This window comes from Meiothermus sp., from assembly GCF_025060375.1.
Taxonomy (GTDB): Bacteria; Deinococcota; Deinococci; order Deinococcales; family Thermaceae; genus Meiothermus.
The window spans coordinates 40,356-57,424 of sequence record NZ_JANXCG010000042.1; the positions used below are offsets into that span (position 1 = coordinate 40,356).

Annotated in this window: 20 protein-coding genes; 6 read left to right on the forward strand and 14 right to left on the reverse strand. The window is 64.9% G+C overall.

Annotated elements, in window-relative coordinates; genetic code table 11:
* Nucleotides 1–13: 13 nt before the first annotated feature.
* Nucleotides 14–418: a VOC family protein gene (locus NZ849_RS05580; protein WP_295405177.1), complete on the reverse strand. Its 405-nt coding sequence runs from the start codon at nucleotides 416–418 to the stop codon at nucleotides 14–16.
* A 69-nt stretch (nucleotides 419–487) separates the two neighbouring features.
* On the opposite strand from NZ849_RS05580, the gene NZ849_RS05585 reads away from it, so the two are divergent.
* Nucleotides 488–700 (forward strand): CDGSH iron-sulfur domain-containing protein, encoded by a 213-nt coding sequence (locus NZ849_RS05585; RefSeq protein ID WP_295405180.1) that lies wholly within the window; start codon nucleotides 488–490, stop codon nucleotides 698–700.
* A gap of 64 nt (nucleotides 701–764) precedes the next feature.
* Nucleotides 765–1,724, forward strand: a complete 960-nt coding sequence (locus NZ849_RS05590) for an aldo/keto reductase family protein (RefSeq protein WP_295405183.1) — start codon at nucleotides 765–767, stop codon at nucleotides 1,722–1,724.
* Here NZ849_RS05590 and NZ849_RS05595 read toward each other — a convergent pair.
* The 13 genes from NZ849_RS05595 to NZ849_RS05655 form a co-directional block, all read right to left on the reverse strand.
* The gene (locus NZ849_RS05595) at nucleotides 1,714–2,811 is read right to left on the reverse strand and encodes a glycosyltransferase (RefSeq protein WP_295405186.1); all 1,098 of its coding nucleotides are present in this window, start codon (nucleotides 2,809–2,811) and stop codon (nucleotides 1,714–1,716) included. The genes NZ849_RS05590 and NZ849_RS05595 overlap by 11 nt on opposite strands.
* A 102-nt stretch (nucleotides 2,812–2,913) precedes the next feature.
* The gene (locus tag NZ849_RS05600; RefSeq protein ID WP_295405188.1) at nucleotides 2,914–3,315 is read right to left on the reverse strand and encodes a hypothetical protein; all 402 of its coding nucleotides are present in this window, start codon (nucleotides 3,313–3,315) and stop codon (nucleotides 2,914–2,916) included.
* 101 nt (nucleotides 3,316–3,416) lie between these two features.
* The gene (locus NZ849_RS05605; protein WP_295405192.1) at nucleotides 3,417–4,220 is read right to left on the reverse strand and encodes a DUF72 domain-containing protein; all 804 of its coding nucleotides are present in this window, start codon (nucleotides 4,218–4,220) and stop codon (nucleotides 3,417–3,419) included.
* The gene (locus NZ849_RS05610; RefSeq protein ID WP_295405195.1) at nucleotides 4,221–5,159 is read right to left on the reverse strand and encodes a glycosyltransferase family 4 protein; all 939 of its coding nucleotides are present in this window, start codon (nucleotides 5,157–5,159) and stop codon (nucleotides 4,221–4,223) included.
* Between the two features lie 11 nt (nucleotides 5,160–5,170).
* Nucleotides 5,171–6,322, reverse strand: a complete 1,152-nt coding sequence (locus NZ849_RS05615) for a glycosyltransferase family 4 protein (RefSeq protein ID WP_295405197.1) — start codon at nucleotides 6,320–6,322, stop codon at nucleotides 5,171–5,173.
* Nucleotides 6,322–7,461 (reverse strand): glycosyltransferase, encoded by a 1,140-nt coding sequence (locus NZ849_RS05620; RefSeq protein ID WP_295405199.1) that lies wholly within the window; start codon nucleotides 7,459–7,461, stop codon nucleotides 6,322–6,324. The genes NZ849_RS05615 and NZ849_RS05620 overlap by 1 nt, the downstream gene beginning before the upstream one ends.
* Nucleotides 7,458–8,633: an O-antigen ligase family protein gene (locus NZ849_RS05625; protein ID WP_295405203.1), complete on the reverse strand. Its 1,176-nt coding sequence runs from the start codon at nucleotides 8,631–8,633 to the stop codon at nucleotides 7,458–7,460. Before NZ849_RS05625 ends, NZ849_RS05620 begins: the two co-directional genes overlap by 4 nt.
* A 1-nt stretch (nucleotide 8,634) precedes the next feature.
* Nucleotides 8,635–9,732, reverse strand: coding sequence for a glycosyltransferase (locus NZ849_RS05630; RefSeq protein WP_295405206.1), 1,098 nt, complete (start codon nucleotides 9,730–9,732; stop codon nucleotides 8,635–8,637).
* 8 nt (nucleotides 9,733–9,740) lie between these two features.
* The gene (locus NZ849_RS05635) at nucleotides 9,741–10,889 is read right to left on the reverse strand and encodes a glycosyltransferase (protein ID WP_295405210.1); all 1,149 of its coding nucleotides are present in this window, start codon (nucleotides 10,887–10,889) and stop codon (nucleotides 9,741–9,743) included.
* Nucleotides 10,886–12,139 (reverse strand): oligosaccharide flippase family protein, encoded by a 1,254-nt coding sequence (locus NZ849_RS05640; RefSeq protein WP_295405213.1) that lies wholly within the window; start codon nucleotides 12,137–12,139, stop codon nucleotides 10,886–10,888. The genes NZ849_RS05635 and NZ849_RS05640 overlap by 4 nt, the downstream gene beginning before the upstream one ends.
* A gap of 121 nt (nucleotides 12,140–12,260) precedes the next feature.
* Nucleotides 12,261–13,367 (reverse strand): type IV pilus twitching motility protein PilT, encoded by a 1,107-nt coding sequence (locus tag NZ849_RS05645; protein WP_295405216.1) that lies wholly within the window; start codon nucleotides 13,365–13,367, stop codon nucleotides 12,261–12,263.
* Nucleotides 13,368–13,435: 68 nt separating this feature from the next.
* Nucleotides 13,436–13,975, reverse strand: a complete 540-nt coding sequence (locus NZ849_RS05650; protein WP_295405219.1) for a hypothetical protein — start codon at nucleotides 13,973–13,975, stop codon at nucleotides 13,436–13,438.
* 6 nt (nucleotides 13,976–13,981) lie between these two features.
* Complete coding sequence (locus tag NZ849_RS05655) at nucleotides 13,982–14,695, reverse strand: NTP transferase domain-containing protein (RefSeq protein WP_295405222.1); 714 nt, start codon at nucleotides 14,693–14,695, stop codon at nucleotides 13,982–13,984.
* A 62-nt stretch (nucleotides 14,696–14,757) separates the two neighbouring features.
* Between NZ849_RS05655 and NZ849_RS05660 the strand changes: the two genes are divergently transcribed.
* The 4 genes from NZ849_RS05660 to NZ849_RS05675 are packed head-to-tail and all read left to right on the forward strand — an operon-like array spanning nucleotide 14,758 to nucleotide 17,031.
* Complete coding sequence (locus NZ849_RS05660) at nucleotides 14,758–14,961, forward strand: DUF3248 domain-containing protein (RefSeq protein ID WP_295405226.1); 204 nt, start codon at nucleotides 14,758–14,760, stop codon at nucleotides 14,959–14,961.
* A gap of 24 nt (nucleotides 14,962–14,985) precedes the next feature.
* The gene (locus NZ849_RS05665; RefSeq protein WP_295405228.1) at nucleotides 14,986–15,420 is read left to right on the forward strand and encodes a DUF3809 family protein; all 435 of its coding nucleotides are present in this window, start codon (nucleotides 14,986–14,988) and stop codon (nucleotides 15,418–15,420) included.
* Nucleotides 15,421–15,471: 51 nt separating this feature from the next.
* On the forward strand, nucleotides 15,472–16,146 hold the full coding sequence (locus NZ849_RS05670) for a metal-dependent hydrolase (RefSeq protein WP_295405231.1): 675 nt from the start codon (nucleotides 15,472–15,474) through the stop codon (nucleotides 16,144–16,146).
* 21 nt (nucleotides 16,147–16,167) lie between these two features.
* A complete protein-coding gene (locus NZ849_RS05675; protein WP_295405236.1) occupies nucleotides 16,168–17,031 on the forward strand; it encodes a serine/threonine-protein kinase in 864 nt (287 codons plus the stop codon).
* Nucleotides 17,032–17,069 lie beyond the last annotated feature (38 nt).

A 17,069-nucleotide genomic window follows, 5' to 3' on the forward strand; every position in this document is an offset into this window, starting at 1 on the left:
TTCCCTCCTTGGACTACTTCTCTACCGCACGGCTCTCCCCCCGCCAGAAGTCCCGCCCTCCGGCCTGGCGCCGGTCCAAGAAGAGCTCGATGGCGTTGCCGTCGGGGTCCTTCAAGCAGAGCACCTGGGCAACGCCCCGGTCCTCCTTGCGGAAGGGTACCCCCTCGAGCAGGAGGAACTCCTGGGCGGCCTGGAAGTCCGCTTCGCTGGCCGCTGCGAAACCCAGGGCCACGGGCCCGGAGGGCTCCCCTTGGCTCAGGGCCAGCTCAAAGTGGGCCTGGTTCTCCGAGGAGACCAAAAGGGAGGTCTGGCCAAACCGCTCGACCACCTGTAGGTCGAGGAAGCGCGTGTAGAAGGTTACGGAGGCCTCGAGGTGCCGCACGTACAGGTGCACATAGGTAAGGCGGGTGGTGTACATCTAGGGGTATTCTCCGCTGGAGGGGGCCAAAGGTCAAAGCCCTGGGGGTTTTCGGGTAAACTCGGGGGTATGAGGATTGAGTTCAGGGAAAACGGTTCCATTGGCATCGAAACCGGGGGCAGGCTCGTCTTGCGCCAGGGTGATCAGGAACAGGTTATTGAAAAGCCGCGGGTTTCCCTCTGCCGCTGTGGCCACTCCAGCAACAAGCCCTTCTGCGATGGCACGCACAAAGCGGTGGGCTTCACCGCTCCGGCGGCGGTGATTGAGCTGGGAGAGCGCTAAGGGAGAAAAGCCACATTGTGCTGGCCCGGAGGCAATAAGATGGCGTGCGGAGGAAATTATGCCGATGCGCTATCGCAAGCTGGGCCAGTGGGGCCTCAAGGTCTCTGAGATATCCCTGGGTGCTTGGGTTACCTACGGCGATGCGGTCAAGGACCTGGAGCGGGTCAAGGAGATCACCCGGATTGCCTACGAGGGGGGCGTAAACTTCTTTGACAACGCGGATGTGTACGCCAAGGGGCTGGCTGAGGAACTGATGACCAAGGCCCTCCTGGAGCAGTTTCCCCGCCATGAGCTGGTCCTCTCGAGCAAGGTCTTCTGGCCCACCAGCGACGATGCCAACGGCCGGGGGCTTTCCCGGAAGCATGTGCGGGAGAGCCTCGAGCGTAGCCTCAAGCGGATGGGTACCGACTACCTGGACCTTTACTTCTGCCACCGATACGACCCCGAGGTGCCCATGGAGGAGATCGTGACCACCATGAGCAACCTGGTGGATCGCGGCCTGGTGCTCTACTGGGGCACCTCCGAGTGGCCGGCGGCCCGCATTGTGGAGGCGGTGCAGTTTGCCCGGGCCAATGGCCTGCACCCCCCGGCGGTAGAGCAGCCCCAGTACTCCATGCTCTACCGGGAGCGGGTGGAGAAGGAGATCCTGCCCGAAACGGAGCGGTTTGGCCTGGGGGTGGTGGTCTGGAGCCCCTTGGCCATGGGGATGCTCACCGGTCGCTACGATGAGGGTGTCCCTAAGGACAGCCGATTCGAACGCTACCCCCAGTTTGGCGAGCGCTTCCTCACCGAGGAGAATGTTAGGAAGGTCAGAGAGCTCAAAGAGGTGGCCGAGGAGGTGGGTTTGACCCGCGCTCAGCTGGCTTTGGCCTGGGTCCTGCGCCAGAAGGGGGTTACGAGCGCCATCACCGGGGCTACTCGGCCCGAACAGATTAGGGAGAGCCTGGGGGCGGCGGGCGTGGACCTGCCCCCGGAGGTCGTGGAGCGCATAGACCAGATACTGGGTGGGGGGTCTAGAGCTTGAGGATGTACTCGGCTAGCCGAACGATTTCGTTTTTGAGTTCCAGACCTCTTCGCTCCGGTGGGCGGGACTTCAGCTCCACGATCTTGGCGGCGATCCTCTTGGGGTGGCGGATGTAGTAGCCTAGCCTTTCGTGGCGGATTAGTTCCACATTGCCGTGTTCCTGCGGCCACACGTAATCGCAGACGATCAGGTCTTTGCGCAGCGAGAGCACCTCGGCGATGGTGGCTGGGCCGGCTTTGGAGACCACCACGTCGGCTAGGTTGATAAGCTCGTACATCTGGTGGGTAAAGCCGAAGAGCACCAGGTTTTTCAACCCCTGCCTCTCCTTGAGGCCCAAGAGCTGGCGGTAAAGCCGCTGGTTGTAGCCGCAGACCACCACCACATTGATGCCGGGGATTCGGATCAGTTCCTGCACCAGCCTGAAGCTGATCTTCAGCCCTGCGCCACCCCCGGTCACCAGTACCGTGTAGGCCTCCTCCAGGCCCCACTCCCTACGCAGCCGCTCGGCCTCGCTTTGCGGTAGGGGTTGGTTAAACCGGGGGTCTATGAGGGTTTGGAAGTAGTGGAGGTTTTCCGGGGGTACCCGGTGCCGCCGGGCGATGCTGTAGGCCTCAGGGCTGGCCACCACGTACTGGTCTTTGGGGTCTACGAACCAGTAGAGGTGTGGGCTGAAGATGTCGGTGACCACGGTGAGGGTTTTCGGGTTGCGCCTGCGCACGTAGGGCAGCCGGCGGAAGCCATGGTTTACCGGGTAGCAGTAGATGATTTTGTCGGGCTGAAAGGCCTCTAAGTACTCGTTGATGGCGGGAGCCAGGCGCATGCCCAGTACGCGAGCGAAGGTTTGGATGGCCGGGCGGGTTTGGTAAAAGGCCTGAAAAACGGTAAAGAGCCAGCGCTGCTTGTTCACGGCGAAGTTGTAGCCGTCCTGAATGGCTTGGGCAATCCAGCGGGGCCCCACATCGAAGAAGTTGAAGAGGCGTACCTCAGCCTCGGGCTCGAGCTCCTTGAGGAGCTTGTACAGGGTCTGTGCCATGGCGTAGTGGCCGCCTCCGGCTTTGGTGTAGACCAGAAGGATGCGTTGAGGCATAGGAGGCAGCCGCCTTGGGCTGCACCCTTAGCCTAAGCGGCTGCTCGTCAATCTTCCACATCCGGGGGATTGCCCCTGCCTCCCCCATTGGTCTGGGGCCCCTCAGCCCACAAGCGGCTGGTGGCAGAGCCAGACCTCACTGCGCGCCCGCCAGCCCTCCGGCAGCTCAACGGCTTTACTGGGTGGGGGGACGGCCAGCACCTTGTGCCCTACGATGCTAAACTCAATGGCGGTGAAGAGCCGGTCCAGCGCCCGGGCCAGGATGCGGGTTTCCAAGGGGCTGAAGCGCAGGCGGGGTAGCCTGGCCTCCAGGCTTTTGCAGCCCGCATAGGGCAACAGTTCAGCGGGGTCACGCCAACGGCGCGGCGGGCCGATAAGCAGCTCGGCCAGCACCAAAGAAAGCCCGGGGTGGCGCTTTGAGAACGCCTCTGGATCGAACTCCAGCGAGAGCTCCAGGTTGACCTCCACGTCCTGCCAGACTTCCTTCTTCATGGCGGTTGCCATACCTCAGGTTGCAATAAAGGGCCCTTTGGGTCAAGCGCAAACAACCCGTTTGGGACGGGAAAAACGGACGTTTTTGGGGTGACGCTCGAGGGCGGTGGCTGTCAGAACCCCGCCTCCTCCAGGAGTGCCCTGAGGGTTGTGAGGTTGACCAGGGCATGGCCTTTGGTGGTGTTGTTGAAGATGAACCAAACCTGAGCGATGGAGACCTGCTCAACGGCGGTTTGCAAGGCGCGCACCCAAAAGCGCAGCTCTTCCTCGCTGTAGCGGTAGTCGTGCCGCTCGGACTGGTCTTTTCCTTCGTACCACTTGGTCCTGTTGCGCCCCGAAAGGCGGATGTACGCGGTTTCGGAGGTGATGTGGAGGGCGCTTTTGGGCAGCCCGGGCAGAGCTGGGTAGTCTGGGCTTACCCAGATGAGTCCGCTTTGCCGGAAGGCCTGCCGTACCGCCTCGGTGTCCCATGAGGCGTGGCGGAACTCCACCGCCAGGCCGCCCGGGGCTAGCGCCGGGTCTGCGAAGCGCTGGGCCAGGCCGGCCAGGTACTTGCGGTTTTCGGGGGTGCGGTGGAAGCTTTGGGGGAACTGGGCTAAGAAGGGTCCCAGCACCCCAGCCTCCCGCAGGGGGGCTACCGACTCGAAAAGCCGCTGATAGTCAGCCTCGGTGGCGTTGCGCTGGTGGGTCATGCTCTGGTGGAGCTTGACAGCCCAGCGCACCCGTCCTTGGCTGCGACGGAGCATGCCGGCGAAGGCCTTGACCCCGGGAATGTGGTAGAACGAGGCGTTTAGCTCCACCGCGTTGTGGTGCTGGGCGTAGATGGAGAGCCAGTCCTCTTTTTTTGCATCTGGGGGGTAGAGAAGGCCCACCCAGTCCTCATGGGTGTAGCCCCCGGTGCCCAGGTAGAGTTCCATCTAGAGAGAGCCTAGCCGATGGGCCCCCCAGAACAGAAGCGCTAGGGACAGGCACAAGCCGGCCAGGCCCAAGGGGAGGGGGCTTTGGTTGATCCACAGGCCAAGCAGCACCAGCAGCCCGCTGAGCAGCCAGACCGCCAGGACAGTCTTGGGGGGGTTTTGGATGTAAAGCTGGTCCAAGCGGTCGTAGGTATGGTCCCGGTCCCCGTCAAAAATAGGCCTGCCCCGCCGCCAGCGGCGGATGATGCCAGCCAGGGTGTCGTAGAGGGGAAAGGCCATCATAGCCCCTGCTGCCAGAAAGCTCTGCCCACCATAGGCGGCGGCCGCTATCCAGAGCATTGCCAGTACGTATCCGGTGGAGAGGCTGCCGACATCCCCCATGAAGGTTTTGGCCCTGGGGTAGTTCCAGACTAGAAAGCCCAGAAGGCTGGCCGCGGCCAGCAGGGCCAGCGCGGCCTGCGGGGTTCCCCAGAGGAGGGTGGCAACCCCCAGAGCGGAGATTGCAGCGTTGCCCGAGGCCAAGCCGTTCATGCCGTCTATCAGGTTGACCGCGTTGGTCATGGTAGGCACCAGCACGACCCCCAGCAGCAGCCCCATCCCACCCAGCTCCGGCCAGAAGTGGAGCCCCAGGGCTGTGCCGGCCACCAGCTCGGCGGCCAAGCGTACCCTGGGGGTTAGTCCATAGCGGTCGTCCAGGGCGCCCGTGAGGGCAATGATGAGCAGACCCAGCAGGGCCCCTCCGCCCACCAGGCCGGTCTGCCAGCCCCAAAGCCCGAAGGCCGCTACGATGCCTATCCCGCCAAAACGGGGGGTGGGTAGGGTGTGGATTTTGATGGCACCGGGCCGGTCCACGATACCCAGGGCTCTGGCCAGCGGGATGGACAAGCCCACCGCGACGGTGGCGGTCAGAAAGGTGAGGGTCAACAGCAGTCCGTCCATCGTGGTCTCCCTCAGGTTCTTTGGGGAATGGGCCTGGAGCGCAAAGCGCTTTGGTAGAGTTCCTCGTGCAGGCGCAGGATGTTGCGCAGGTCGTAGGCCCTGACCCGTTCCCGGCCCACCTGGCCCATCCGTTGGGTTTCCTCGGGGTGTTCTAGCACGAACTGCATGGCCCGGGCCAGGGCCCGCACGTCCCCTACCGGATGCAGCAGTCCGGCCCCATCCCGAAGCAGCTCGTGAATGCCCCGCACATCGGCCCCAATGGCCGGAACCCCCAGGCAGAAGGACTCCATGATGGCCCTGGGCAGGCCCTCCTGTTCGGAGGGGAGCAGGGTAGCCACTGCCCCTTGGATGAGGGTGGGAATGTCTCGGCGGAAGCCCAGGAAGTGCACCCGCTTGGAGAGGCCCAGCCGAGCCGCCAAGGCCTTCATCTCCTCCAACAAGGGGCCTTGACCCGCAAAAACCAGGTGGGCCTTGGGGCTGGGCAGCAGGCTGAAGGCCGCAAGGGCGTCGCGGTGCCGTTTGCGCGGGATGAACTCGGCGATCATCAGGAAATAGGGCTGCTCAGGCCCCAGCCCCAAGGAAGCCCTGAGTTGGGCCACTGCCTCAGCGGGCGCGGGGCGGCCGTAGAAGTCCAGGTCCACTCCGATGCCGGGCATGTAGACAGTACGGGATGGTCCTACCAGCCTTTCCGCCGCCCGGCGGTCGGTCTCGTTCATCACCACCAGGTAGTCGGTGAAGGGGCTTGCCAGCCGCTCGAGCGTGTAGAACAGAGCGTTCTTGACTGGGTGGCCTCGAGGGTGAAAGTGGAAGCCGTGGGCTGTGTAGATAATGCGGCCTTGCCCCTTGGTCTGCCAGGTGCTCAGGGCCATCCGGGTCACGAAGGCCGCGATGGGGGTATGTACGTGGACGATGTCGTAGCCCTCCCGCTCTACCAAGGTCCTGAGCGCGCGCATACCCATGGGCAGGTTGCGGGGGTCTAGGGGGTTGCGGGACATGGGCACGTGGAAGAGCTGGTCGAAGACCGCCCGGGCCTCCTCGCAGTCGGGGGCTCCTGCAGCGGCCCCATCCACCCTCCAGCCCAGCCGCCGGAAGTGGGCGGCGTAGGGCAGCAGGAACTCAACAAAGAACAAGGCGGTGGTGGCTACGATGAGCAGCTTGGGCATCAGCGTTCTCCTACGGGTTTTAGGGTTTTTCGCCTGAGCAGCTCTTGGTACAGGGCGTCCCAGCGCTGGACGATGCGCTGAAGGTCATAGCGCTGCAGGACCAAAGCCCGGCCGGCCTGGCCCATTTGGGTCCGTTCCGCGGCTGGCCTCTCCATGAGCGCGCGCATGGCCATAGCCAGCCCTTGGCTGTCCTTTGGGGGTACCAGGAGGCCGTTTTTCCCTTGCTCAACCACCTCTCGGTTGCCCCCCACGTCGGTGGCCACGATGGGCAGCCCCACCGCCGCGGCTTCCAGCAGCACCATGGGCATTCCCTCCCAGGCGGAAGACATCACGTAGGCATCGGCGGCGTTCATGAGGCTGGGCACGTCCCCGCGGGCCCCCAGGAAGCGGACCTTTTCCTCTAGTCCAAAGGAGCCGACCAGCTCCTTCATAGGCTCGAGCAGCGGCCCCTGGCCCACCAGCCAGAGCCGAGCCTCGGGGTGGGCCTGCACCACCCCAGCAAAGGCCCGCAGGAGGTTGGGATAGTCCTTGGCCTCGACAAAACGGCCCACTGCCAGCCAGACGAACTCCCCATCCTGAGCCCCTAGCCTTTGGCGTAGGGGTTGACGGACCGCTGGGTCGGGCGCAAAGCGCTTGGGATCCACCCCGTTGGGTATATACAGGCCTCGCCTTGGAGGGATGGCTCCTACCCTTAGATAGCGTTCCAGACCCGCCTCGCTTACCTGTGTGGTGAGGTCGCACAGAGAGTCCGTCAGGCGATAGGCCAGCTCGCGCCAGCGGCCCCCCTCGATGATGTTGTGGGCGGTGCAGAGCACGACCGGCACCCGAACGAACGGGCGCACCAACCGGGCCAGCAGGTTGGCGTGAACCATGTGGGCGTGCAGCACCTGGGGCTGGAATTTGCGCACCAGCCGCACCATACGGGCAAAGCCCTTCAGGCTGGGGCGCCCCGGTTGCATCTCCAGGGAGTCCACCGGAATTCCTGCCTGGGCCAGGTCTTGGGCCTTGGGGCCCGGGGGGACCATGCAGACCACCCGCACTGCCCAGCCTAGCTGGGCCAGCCCACGGCCCAGCTCCACCACCTGGGTCTCTGCCCCGCCGTGACCAAGAGAGGTGACCAGGAGGAGAACTCGCTTCATATCGGCCTCCTTAGCGGGCTGCTCGAGGGGCAGGGCCTTAGCGCGCTGTAGTGGGCCAGGACCATGCCCAACACGAACCAGGTTTGCTTGCGCCACTCCCAGTTTTGGGCCATGCAAGCCAGCATCAGAATGAGAAAAGCCGAGCCCCACAGGAGCCGCTCGAGGGGAGGCATAGAGAGGAAGCAGGCCACCACCCCTCCCAGGAGCAGGAGCAGTCCAGCCAGCCCCACCACCCCCATTTCGGCGGCAATGGCCACGAAGAGGTTGTGTGGGGCCACCCATTGACGGAACCAGGGATGGGATTCCAGGGTAGCCCCAAAGGTGCCGGCCCCAGTGCCTAGGACGGGGCGTTCCCCAAAGACTTGCCAGCCAGCTGCCCAGATGTTGGTGCGGTCGTTGAGGGTTCCACTGCTGACCTCGTCGAAGAGGGTGGCCAGCCGGGAGAAGCTCTCGGGGGGGATAAGGGTGGGGATTAGGCTCAGGGCCAGCGCAGCCAGCACCCCCACCAGCGCCTTGAGTTTCCAGGAGGCTCGGGGAAAGGTCAGCACCACGAAAAGCAGCCCCACGGCTACCCCCAGAAGCCCGGCTCGAGCCGCGGTGAGGAAGACGGTTCCCAGGGCCAGCAGGGGGTAGAGGCGGTAAAGCCAGACCAGAGGGTCTTTTTCGTCCCGCAGGGCCAGGTACCAGGCCAAGGGGATGCCTATGGACAGCACGAAGGAGAGGTCGCCGGGGTCAAAGTTGGCCGCGGCATAGCGTTGGTAGACCACCTCGCTTCCAGTGAGGAAGTTGTAGATGGTGTTGCCAGCGGCCACATAGGCCCCGAGCACGTAAGCGCCCAGGATTCGCCGCACCGCCGTGTCGTCTTCCAGCACCACAAAAAGAGCCCAGAAGAACATCCACAGGAGGCCGTACTGGAGGATGCGTTCCAGGGTGTCCTGGGGCGCGATGCTCCAGAAGTAGCTCATCGCTGCTAGCAGCACGAACCCCAGTCCGCTCAGGTGCACCCAGTGCAGCCGGAGGCGACCGGAGGTTAGCACGTAGGCTACGGTTGCCAGGGCCGCCAGAATGCCCACATAGCGGCTCAGGGTGCCCAACCCAGGGATGAGCAGTACGTTTTCCCAAGGGAGGGTGAAAACGTACAGCCAGAGCAGGCCGTAGGCCAGCTGCGCCATGTCACACCCCCTCCAGGAGTTCCAGGTACCTCCGGACCACCTCGGCCTGGGTGTAGGGTCGGTAGGCCTCCTCCGGGATGGCTGGCCGAGCCTCGGCCAGGGTGGCCTCGAGGGCCTGGGCCAGGGCCGCGGGGTTGTTCACTGGGACCAGGCGTCCCCAACGTCCGCCCTGGAGGATTTCTCGCGGGCCGCTGGGGCAGTCGGTGGCCACCACCGGTGTGCCCAGGGCCAGGGCCTCGATGAGCACCGTGGGTAGCCCCTCCCAGTCCGAGGACAAGACGAATACCCCTGCCCTTTTCATGTAGGCGTAGGGGTTTTGCACGAACCCCGGCAGCTCCACCTCGCCCTCCAGGCCGAGGGAGCGCACCAGGCCTTCCAGGGAGGCGCGCTCCTCTCCTTCCCCCAGGATGACCAGACGCGCTGGTCGGCGTTTGCGCACCTCGGCAAAGGCCCGGATCAGGTTGGGGAAGTTTTTCTGCCGGGTCAGGCGGCCTACCCCCAGTAGCACCGGGGGCTCTTGGGGCTGGAACCAGGGGTGCTCGAGGGGTTCCTCGGCCCGCTGGAGGAGTTCGGGGGTAACCACCGGGTTGTGGATGACCCGCACCCTTTGGCGGATGCCGGTGAGGCGGACAAAATCGTCCACCACCCCCTGCGAAACGCCCACGATGCCGTCTGCCCAGGGGTAGAAAAGCCGCATGGCCAGCGGCAGTAGCCGACCCCTCAGGGAAGAGGCGTGCCGGGCATCTTGGCTGGGGGTGTTTTGCATGCAGACTGCAACCCGGGTAGGCACCTTGGCCAGGCGGCGGGCCCACAGGGCCACCACGTTGGCGTGGTCAAGCGCTGAGACCAGCCCCAAGGGTCTTGTCTGGCGCAGGTAGCTCGTTAGGGCTGGGAGGCTCCGGAGCACGCGGCGGGCCTTGAGGTCTACCAACCGCACCTCGGGTGGAACCATCGATAGGTAGGGGCCTGTGGCTTCGGCCAGCACCAGATCCACGGGGAGGCCTTGACGGGCCATGCCAACGGCCAGGTTGAGCATGGAACGCTCGGCCCCGCCCCCCAGCAGGGAGGGTAGGTAGATGGCGATTCGTCCCTCGGGCATGCTTCCCCCTAAGCACCTTCCAGCAGCTCTTCAAACAGCAAAGCATAGTTTCGTACCGCTTGCTCAACGGAGAAGCGGGCCTGCGCCTTGGCGCGGGCCTGGATGCCCAGGCGCCTTTGCAACGCCGGGTCTTGCAGCACCCGCACCAGGCTTTGGGCTAGGGCCTCAGGGTTGCCGACCTCCACCAACAGCCCGTTCTGCTCTGGGTCCACGAACTCTGAGGCGGTGGCGAAGCGGGTCAGGACCACCGGTTTGCCCAGGTACATGGCCTCGCTCAACACCATGGGCGAGGCCTCTCCGTAGGCTGAGGACAGGGCGAAGACCGTGGCCCGGGCCATGTACCGGTAGGGGTTGGGATCGAAACCGGGCATCCAAATTTTGTCCTGCAGGCCCAGCTTATCCGCCAGGACCTCGAGCTCCCTTCTCAACACGCCGTCCCCCAGGATGACCAGCCGGGCCTCGGGCACCTGCGAGAGCACCAGTCGGAAAGCCTGCAGCAGGGTAGGAAAGTCCTTCATGGCCTCCAGCCGACCCACCGAGAGCACCACCGGTGTCTGACCTTGGAACCATGGGTGGGTTATAGGCTCCTGGGCCTTCCGCTCGAGCTCCGGGGTAATGGCGGGGTTGTAGATGACCCGGAAGCGGGCCTTGGGGTAGATGGCCCCGGAGAGCTGGGCCACCTTCTGCGAGACCGCCACGTGGGCGTCGGCCTGGTGGGTCCAGCGCTGGAGCAGCCGAGCCTTGAGCGCCGCCCGCCACCCCTTTCCCAGGTAGCCTTGGATCTCGTTGTGCTCGGTGAGCACCCAGCGGGGCCGTTGGGGGCTGGGCAGGAGCCGGTAGGCCAGGCCCACGGTGAGGTGGACCCGCGGCCAGGCCGAGACCAGGAGGTGGGGCCGGTGGCGCCGGATAATCCCAATCAGCCGCAAGGCCTGGGCGGGGATGGCCCGGTGTTGCATCGCCGAGCGCCGAGCGGGCGCAGGCAGAAGGGTTACATTTGGGGGTAGGGGGGTTTGGGCCAGGAGGTGGTCGGACTCGGCGCCCTGGCCGGTGATGATGATGTCGTACTGGCTGGCCAAGCCTTGGGCCAGGTGCTGGGTGACTCGCTCCACCCCGCCGTAGCCCAGAACGGGAAGGTAGAAGAGGATCCGCCGCTTCATAGAACCCCCCTCAGCTTGAGCACGGAGAAGCGGAACAGGGCCGCCCAGGCCTCCGCCGAGACCACCGCGATGGCCATGCCCAAAGCCCCCATACGGGGGGCCAGCAGCACAGCCAGCAACAGGTTGAGCAGGCCTGCGCTTGCCACCGAGTACATCACCTCCCGGTCCATCTGCCGGGGGAACATGTACTGCATGGAGAGGGAGTAGCCAAAGGCCACTACGGGCAGAAGCAACGCCAGCACCTGGAGAACCCGCACAGAGGCCTCATAGGCTTCGCCGAAGAGGAGCCCGACCAGAAAAGGCGCTGCCAGGGCCAGAAGCGTTCCCCCCACCAGACCGATGCCCAGTGTGGCCCAAAGGGCGAGCCGGCCCAGCCGCATGGCGGCCTCGGCATCCCGTCGCATCAGGTGGTTGATGCGGGGGTAGATGGCCTGGGCCAGGGGCCAGAGGATGGAGAGCCCAGGCCGGACCAGGCGGTTGCCCGTTTCGAAGATGCCCACCTGCAAGGGTGTGCTGAGGAGGCCCAGGATTAGCCCATTCGCCGAGGTGTAAAGACTGTCCGAGGCGCGGGAGAGGAAGAGGCTCCAGCTTACCCGCAGGGCTACCCAGCTCAGGGGCAGGCTGGGGAGCCTCAGGGGAACCTCGCGGTACATCAGGTAAAGCTCGAGCCCCGCCACTACCCCTGTGGCGATGGCCTGGGCGGCCAGGGCTACCCACGCGTCCTGGGGGCCGCGCACGAAGGCGAAGATGCCCACCAGGTGCCCCACCCGAATCAGGCCCTCCATTAGCGCTACCACCCAGGCCCGCTCCACCGCCTGGAAGTACCAGGTGGGCCTCAAGGCGATGGAAACAGCCACCAGTAAGGCCCAAAGGGCTAGGTCGGCGTGGTTGCGAAAGGTTTCGATGAGGAGTACCGTTCCGAGGGTGATGGCCGCCATGCCCAAGACCAGCAGCAGCTTGGCCCCCATGACCGAGGCCACGATGCCGCCTACCGCGTCGGTGCGCTCGCGCTGGCGGGCCAAGGAGCGGGTGGCCGAGTAGTTGAAGCCGTACTCCCCCACCACCGCCAGCCAGTTGGCGAAGCTCTGGGCAAAGGCCACCAGGCCGAAGTGGTGCGGCTCGAGCGTCCGCGCCAGGTAGGGTAGGGAGATGAGGGGCAGCAGGTAGGCCAGGAACTGCACCGCGTACAGCGCAGCCGCGTTTTGGGCGACCCGACTTTTGAGCACCTGGAAGACCCTCGCTTGCGCCATAGAACCTGGTAGCTGCCGTGCTCCGGCACCTGTCGCTCGATTCCAAGGGTAAGGGTTATTTGGGAGCCGGTCGCGCCTTTAACGCCCCGAACGTTCAGATAACGTTTGGGATGTCGGCCCGCTAGGGGCGGCGAGGGGACGCTGGGGTCTGGGGCACACCGCCTGCCCCGGCCAGTCGGGCGAATTCCTTCGGGTCTATTGCTCGCGAGAGGCCCGTTTCGTAGTTGATCAGCTTGCGCCTGTAGAGGTCAGCCAGGCAGGCATCCATGGTGATCATCTCGTGCTGACCGCCGGTTTGGATTGCGCTCATGAGCTGATGGCTTTTGCCCTCCCGGATGAGGGCCCGCACCGCGGGGGTTGCTATCATCAGCTCGTAGGCCAGCACCCGCCCTCCGCCGAAGGCCTTAGGCAGGAGCTGTTGGGTGAGCACCGCAACCAGGTTGTTGGAGAGCTGCACCCGCACCTGTTCCTGCTGGGCTTCCGGGAAGACGTCAATGATGCGGTCTATCGTCTCGGGGGCGCTGTTGGTGTGCAGGGTGCCCATCACCAGGTGGCCGGTTTCAGCAGCGGTGATGGCCGCTGCGATGGTTTCGTAGTCGCGCATCTCGCCCACAAGGATTACGTCGGGGGCCTGGCGCAGCACCGCCCGCAGGGCTTTAGCAAAGCTGTGGGTGTCGGAGCCGATCTCCCGCTGGTTGATGATGGCCCGCTTGTGGCGGTGGAAGAACTCGATGGGGTCCTCGATGGTCACGATGTGGACGGGCCTGCGCTCGTTGATGTAGTCAATCATGGAGGCCAAGGTGGTGGACTTGCCCGATCCGGTGGGGCCCGTCACCAGCACCAGCCCGCGGGGGCTCAGCGCGATTTCAGCGACCTTTCTGGGTAGCCCCAGCTCCTCGAAGCCCTTGACGTGGGAGGGCACCACCCGCAAGACCGCCCCCACGCTGCCCCGCTGGAGAAAGACGTTGACCCGGAAGCGCCCTTTGCCCGGAAGGCTGAAGGAGAAGTCGAGTTCCTTCTCCTCCTCAAACACCCGCTGTTGCTTCTCGTCCATGAGCGCGTAGGTCAGACGGCGGGTTTCCTGGGGGGTGAGCGGCTCGTACTCGGTGCGGTGAAACTCCCCGTCCAGCTTGATCATGGGGGGAAGGCCGACCGTGATGACCAGGTCGCTGGCGCCCCTTTCTACGGCCAGGTTGAGCAGGTCTACGATGTCCAGAGCTTTGCTCATGATCTCTCCAAGCCCTACACCCAAAGCATAAGCCAGAGGAAAGGCCTGCTTGGGTTATTTGGACAGATCTAGGGGGCCCCCAGGTACCTGAAGTAGCGTTCGCGGGTGATCATGCCGTGGATTTCGTTGCCATCGGCCACAAAGACGATCTGGTGCTGGCGGAACAAGGAGCCCAGTTCGCCGGCCGCGATGTCGCCGGCTACCACCGGGGCCTCGTCCCAGGGCACCAATGAGTCGGCGATGCCAATGACCCCCACCGGCTGGCCCCCTTCTAGGAGCACGGCGATGTTCCCCTCAAAGGACTGCAGCGCGCTGATAACCGGCACAGGGCGCGCCAGTTTGCGGGCCGAGGTTGGGGCGAAAAGCCCGGCGGAGAGCAGGGTGGTGGTGCTCACCCGCACGGCCCGCTTGGCCAGCCATAGGGTGAGGGTGAAGACCAACAGGAAGGCCAGCCCCTCCAGGATGCCCAGGAAGTTGAAGCCCTCCCAGCCAAACTGCCCCCGCCCACCGAAGGCCAGGTGCAGCAGCCCCGATGCCATAAGCCCCGAGACCAAAGCGGCCAGGTAGGCGATCAGACCGGCCAAGCGCAACTCACGAACCGTTCGCATCCTGGTTTAGTCTACACCCAGCCAGCGCAGGTCCTCCTCCCTGTCGAGGTCCACCCCCACCTCGGCGTAGGGGGTGGGGAGGGCTCGAGCCGGCAGGCCCAGAATCTGGGAGACCCGCCGCTCGAGCTCTGGGATGCCGGCTTGGCCCAGGAGGACCCGCACCAGGGTCCCCAGGCCGACCATCCGGGCTAGGGCCAGAGGCCGCTTGCGCAGCGCTAAGGCCCGCTGGATAAGGGGTAGAGCCCTTCGGAAAAGGCTTTTGTCCAGCAAAGCGATGTTCCCTCCGGTGAAAACCCCCTCCCGCACCCGCGCATAGGTGCGCCGCATGCCGGGGAAGCGGGCTTCAATGGTAGAGCGGGCTACAATGGTGTAGACGAAACCTGCCTCGGGGGCGTTTTGCAGGACCCAGCGCACCGCCTCTGCGCTGAGAAAAGGCATGTCGCCAGTGGACACCAGCACCCTCTCTCCCTGAGCGGCCTGCAGGCCCGCCTCGAGGTTGGCCAGGAGGCCCCCCTGGTCGGCCAGGTGCGCTTTCGGAGAGGGGCACAAAGGGGCTGGGGGGCCCACCAGCACCACCTCTAAACCGGCCCGGTGAAGTGCCTGGAGAGTCTGCTCCACCAGCGGGCGGCCCCGGTAGGGCAGCAGGGCTTTGCTGGCCACGCCGAACCTTCTCGCTAGGGGGTCCTCTGGGCTGCCCCCTGCCAGCACAATGGCTTCCACGGGCCAAGTCTACCGCGACAGGTGCTCTTTACCCAGCCTACCTCTCCGGGTAGGCTTAGGGCATGAACGACCTGCTCGAGCGGCTTGGCAACCATCTGGTCTGGCGCATCGGGAAGGCCGAGGGCGAAGAGGTGCTGGTGGTACGGGTGGGCCTGGCCTCGGCAACCCCGGAATTTGCCCGGCTTTCCCGCTTGCGCAACGTTACCGATGAGGAGATCGAGCGGCTGGCCCAGGCCGGGCAGGTGCGGGTGGAGTGGGTGAGCTGAGCGCCAATTTAGGATGGGTAGTGTATGCTCCTGGAGAAATCCTTCCTTCTGCGCCTCGGTGGGCCTCCAGAAAACCTGTGGGCCCCCGAACGGGTGTTCGCGGGAAAGCCGCCCTTTGGGGCGTTGAGCCGTCGGGGAAGCCTGGTGGAGGGCTATTTGTTGGCTGAGGTCCCCTTGTTGGGCCAAATCCAGCTCCCTTTTCGCAGCCGTATAGAGGCCCAGGGGCCGGTGGCCCGCCTGGTGGCCCTGCCCTTACCGGAGCCGCTCCAATTCTGGGCCGAGCTCGCGGGGGAAGGCCAGGCGGTAGAGGACGGGCTGGTCTACCGGCTTGTCCTGCGCGTTCACGCCAAGCTGCCCGAGGGGGAGAAGTGGGGTGGGCGGGCCTTGCGCCGGATGGCCGAGGTGGCCTTTGACCGCAGTGTGGAGCGGGTGCTCCAGCGGCTGGCGGAGGGGGGGTAAACCCTTTTTGCGCGACGGGCCTATACTGGGTAGGCGTCAGGAGGTGGCACTATGCTCGAGGTTCAGTATCTGGGACACTCGGCGCTGCTCATCAGCGACGGCAGCACCCGCATCGTGGTAGACCCCTTCCTCACCGGAAACCCTAAGGCGGCCCTCGCCGCTGACCAGATAGAGGCCGATCTGATTGTCCTGACCCATGCCCACGGCGACCACTACGGGGACAGCGTGGCCATCAGCCAGCGTACCGGAGCCCCCATCGTCTCCAACTACGAGATCGTGGCCTACGCTGAACGGCAGGGGGCCAAGGGGGTAGGCATGAACCTGGGCGGTACCCATCGCTTTGCAGGGGGCTGGCTCAAGTGGGTGCCGGCCTGGCACTCCTCCTCCTTTCCCGATGGCACGTATGGGGGGCTGGCCCAAGGATGTGTGCTCGAGCTGGCCGGAAAGCGCCTGTACATCGCAGGCGACACGGCCTTGTTCGGCGACATGGCCCTGCTGTCCTCCTACGCCATCGACCTGGCCGTACTCCCCATCGGGGACCACTTCACCATGGGCCCCGAGGATGCCCTAAAGGCTCTGGAGCTCGTTCGCGCGAAGCAGGTTTTGCCGGTTCACTACAACACCTTTCCCCCCATCGCACAGGACGGGACGGCCTTTGTGAACCGGGCGGGGGTTCTTGGAATCGGGGGAGCGGCCCTGCTGCCAGGGGAGCGCATGACCCTCTAGGGCTAGTTATTAGCGGACAGCATGGACTACCGTCGCCTCACCCGTCAAGACTTCAGGCTGGAGATGTTGCTGGGCCTGGGCCGTTCCTCCCAGGTCTACCTGGCCCGCGCGCCCGACGGCACCCAGGTGGCCCTGAAGGTGCCGCGCCGGGAGGTGCGCACGGACAAGGCCTTGACCGAGCGCTTTGCTCAAGAGGTGGCCCTCTCCCTCACCTTGAGCCACCCCAACCTGGTGCGGGGCCTCTCGGGCAGGCCCGAGGGGGAGGGGGCTTTTTTGGCGCTGGAGTACTTCCCCGACGGAACGCTGGAGGACCTTCTCAAGAAGGGCCCGCTGAGCCGTGAGATGGCCTTGGACTGCCTTACCCAGGTAGCCCAGGCCCTTTTGTACCTGCATGAACGGGGGATTGTGCACCAGGACGTGAAACCCTCCAACATCTTTGTGGATGGGACCCGTTTTAAGCTTGGCGACTTTGGGGTGGCCAAGACCCGGGAGAACCCTAAGCCCCTCGAGCGGGCGGGGAGCCCCTTCTACATGGCCCCCGAGCTGTTCTTGGGGGAGCCAGCTACCCCCGCTTCCGATGCCTACTCCTTTGGGGTGATGGCCTTTGAACTCCTGGTGGGGAAAAGGCCTTTTTTGGGAGAGAGCCTAGAGGAGCTGACCTACGCCCACCTGCACAAGCTTCCTCCGCCGACCCACCTGCCGCCTCATCTGGACCGAATCTTGCGCAACCTGCTGGCCAAGGACCCGGCTATCCGGGCCACCCTGAAGGCCTTCTTGCAGACGGTTCAGTCTCCACCTGCACCTCCTGCTCAACCGAGCAAGGCTGAAAAAGGGGAGAAGCCCCAACGGAGCCGGGGAATTTTCCGATTGTTTCGTAAGCGCTGAGGCTGGGAGGCCTCGGGGTAAACTTAGCCTAAGCTGGA

Excerpts from the sequence above, each read along its gene's own strand:
- NZ849_RS05645 (WP_295405216.1), bottom strand. The coding sequence starts at position 13,367 with ATGAGCAAAGCTCTGGACATCGTAGACCTGCTCAACCTGGCCGTAGAA.
- NZ849_RS05595 (WP_295405186.1), bottom strand. The coding sequence starts at position 2,811 with ATGCCTCAACGCATCCTTCTGGTCTACACCAAAGCCGGAGGCGGCCAC.
- NZ849_RS05635 (WP_295405210.1), bottom strand. The coding sequence starts at position 10,889 with ATGAAGCGGCGGATCCTCTTCTACCTTCCCGTTCTGGGCTACGGCGGG.
- NZ849_RS05600 (WP_295405188.1), bottom strand. The coding sequence starts at position 3,315 with ATGGCAACCGCCATGAAGAAGGAAGTCTGGCAGGACGTGGAGGTCAAC.
- NZ849_RS05605 (WP_295405192.1), bottom strand. The coding sequence starts at position 4,220 with ATGGAACTCTACCTGGGCACCGGGGGCTACACCCATGAGGACTGGGTG.
- NZ849_RS05625 (WP_295405203.1), bottom strand. The coding sequence starts at position 8,633 with ATGGCGCAGCTGGCCTACGGCCTGCTCTGGCTGTACGTTTTCACCCTC.
- NZ849_RS05610 (WP_295405195.1), bottom strand. The coding sequence starts at position 5,159 with ATGGACGGACTGCTGTTGACCCTCACCTTTCTGACCGCCACCGTCGCG.
- NZ849_RS05640 (WP_295405213.1), bottom strand. The coding sequence starts at position 12,139 with ATGGCGCAAGCGAGGGTCTTCCAGGTGCTCAAAAGTCGGGTCGCCCAA.
- NZ849_RS05590 (WP_295405183.1), top strand. The coding sequence starts at position 765 with ATGCGCTATCGCAAGCTGGGCCAGTGGGGCCTCAAGGTCTCTGAGATA.
- NZ849_RS05670 (WP_295405231.1), top strand. The coding sequence starts at position 15,472 with ATGCTCGAGGTTCAGTATCTGGGACACTCGGCGCTGCTCATCAGCGAC.
- NZ849_RS05585 (WP_295405180.1), top strand. The coding sequence starts at position 488 with ATGAGGATTGAGTTCAGGGAAAACGGTTCCATTGGCATCGAAACCGGG.
- NZ849_RS05580 (WP_295405177.1), bottom strand. The coding sequence starts at position 418 with ATGTACACCACCCGCCTTACCTATGTGCACCTGTACGTGCGGCACCTC.
- NZ849_RS05650 (WP_295405219.1), bottom strand. The coding sequence starts at position 13,975 with ATGCGAACGGTTCGTGAGTTGCGCTTGGCCGGTCTGATCGCCTACCTG.
- NZ849_RS05660 (WP_295405226.1), top strand. The coding sequence starts at position 14,758 with ATGAACGACCTGCTCGAGCGGCTTGGCAACCATCTGGTCTGGCGCATC.
- NZ849_RS05665 (WP_295405228.1), top strand. The coding sequence starts at position 14,986 with ATGCTCCTGGAGAAATCCTTCCTTCTGCGCCTCGGTGGGCCTCCAGAA.
- NZ849_RS05620 (WP_295405199.1), bottom strand. The coding sequence starts at position 7,461 with ATGAAGCGAGTTCTCCTCCTGGTCACCTCTCTTGGTCACGGCGGGGCA.
- NZ849_RS05675 (WP_295405236.1), top strand. The coding sequence starts at position 16,168 with ATGGACTACCGTCGCCTCACCCGTCAAGACTTCAGGCTGGAGATGTTG.
- NZ849_RS05615 (WP_295405197.1), bottom strand. The coding sequence starts at position 6,322 with ATGCCCAAGCTGCTCATCGTAGCCACCACCGCCTTGTTCTTTGTTGAG.
- NZ849_RS05630 (WP_295405206.1), bottom strand. The coding sequence starts at position 9,732 with ATGCCCGAGGGACGAATCGCCATCTACCTACCCTCCCTGCTGGGGGGC.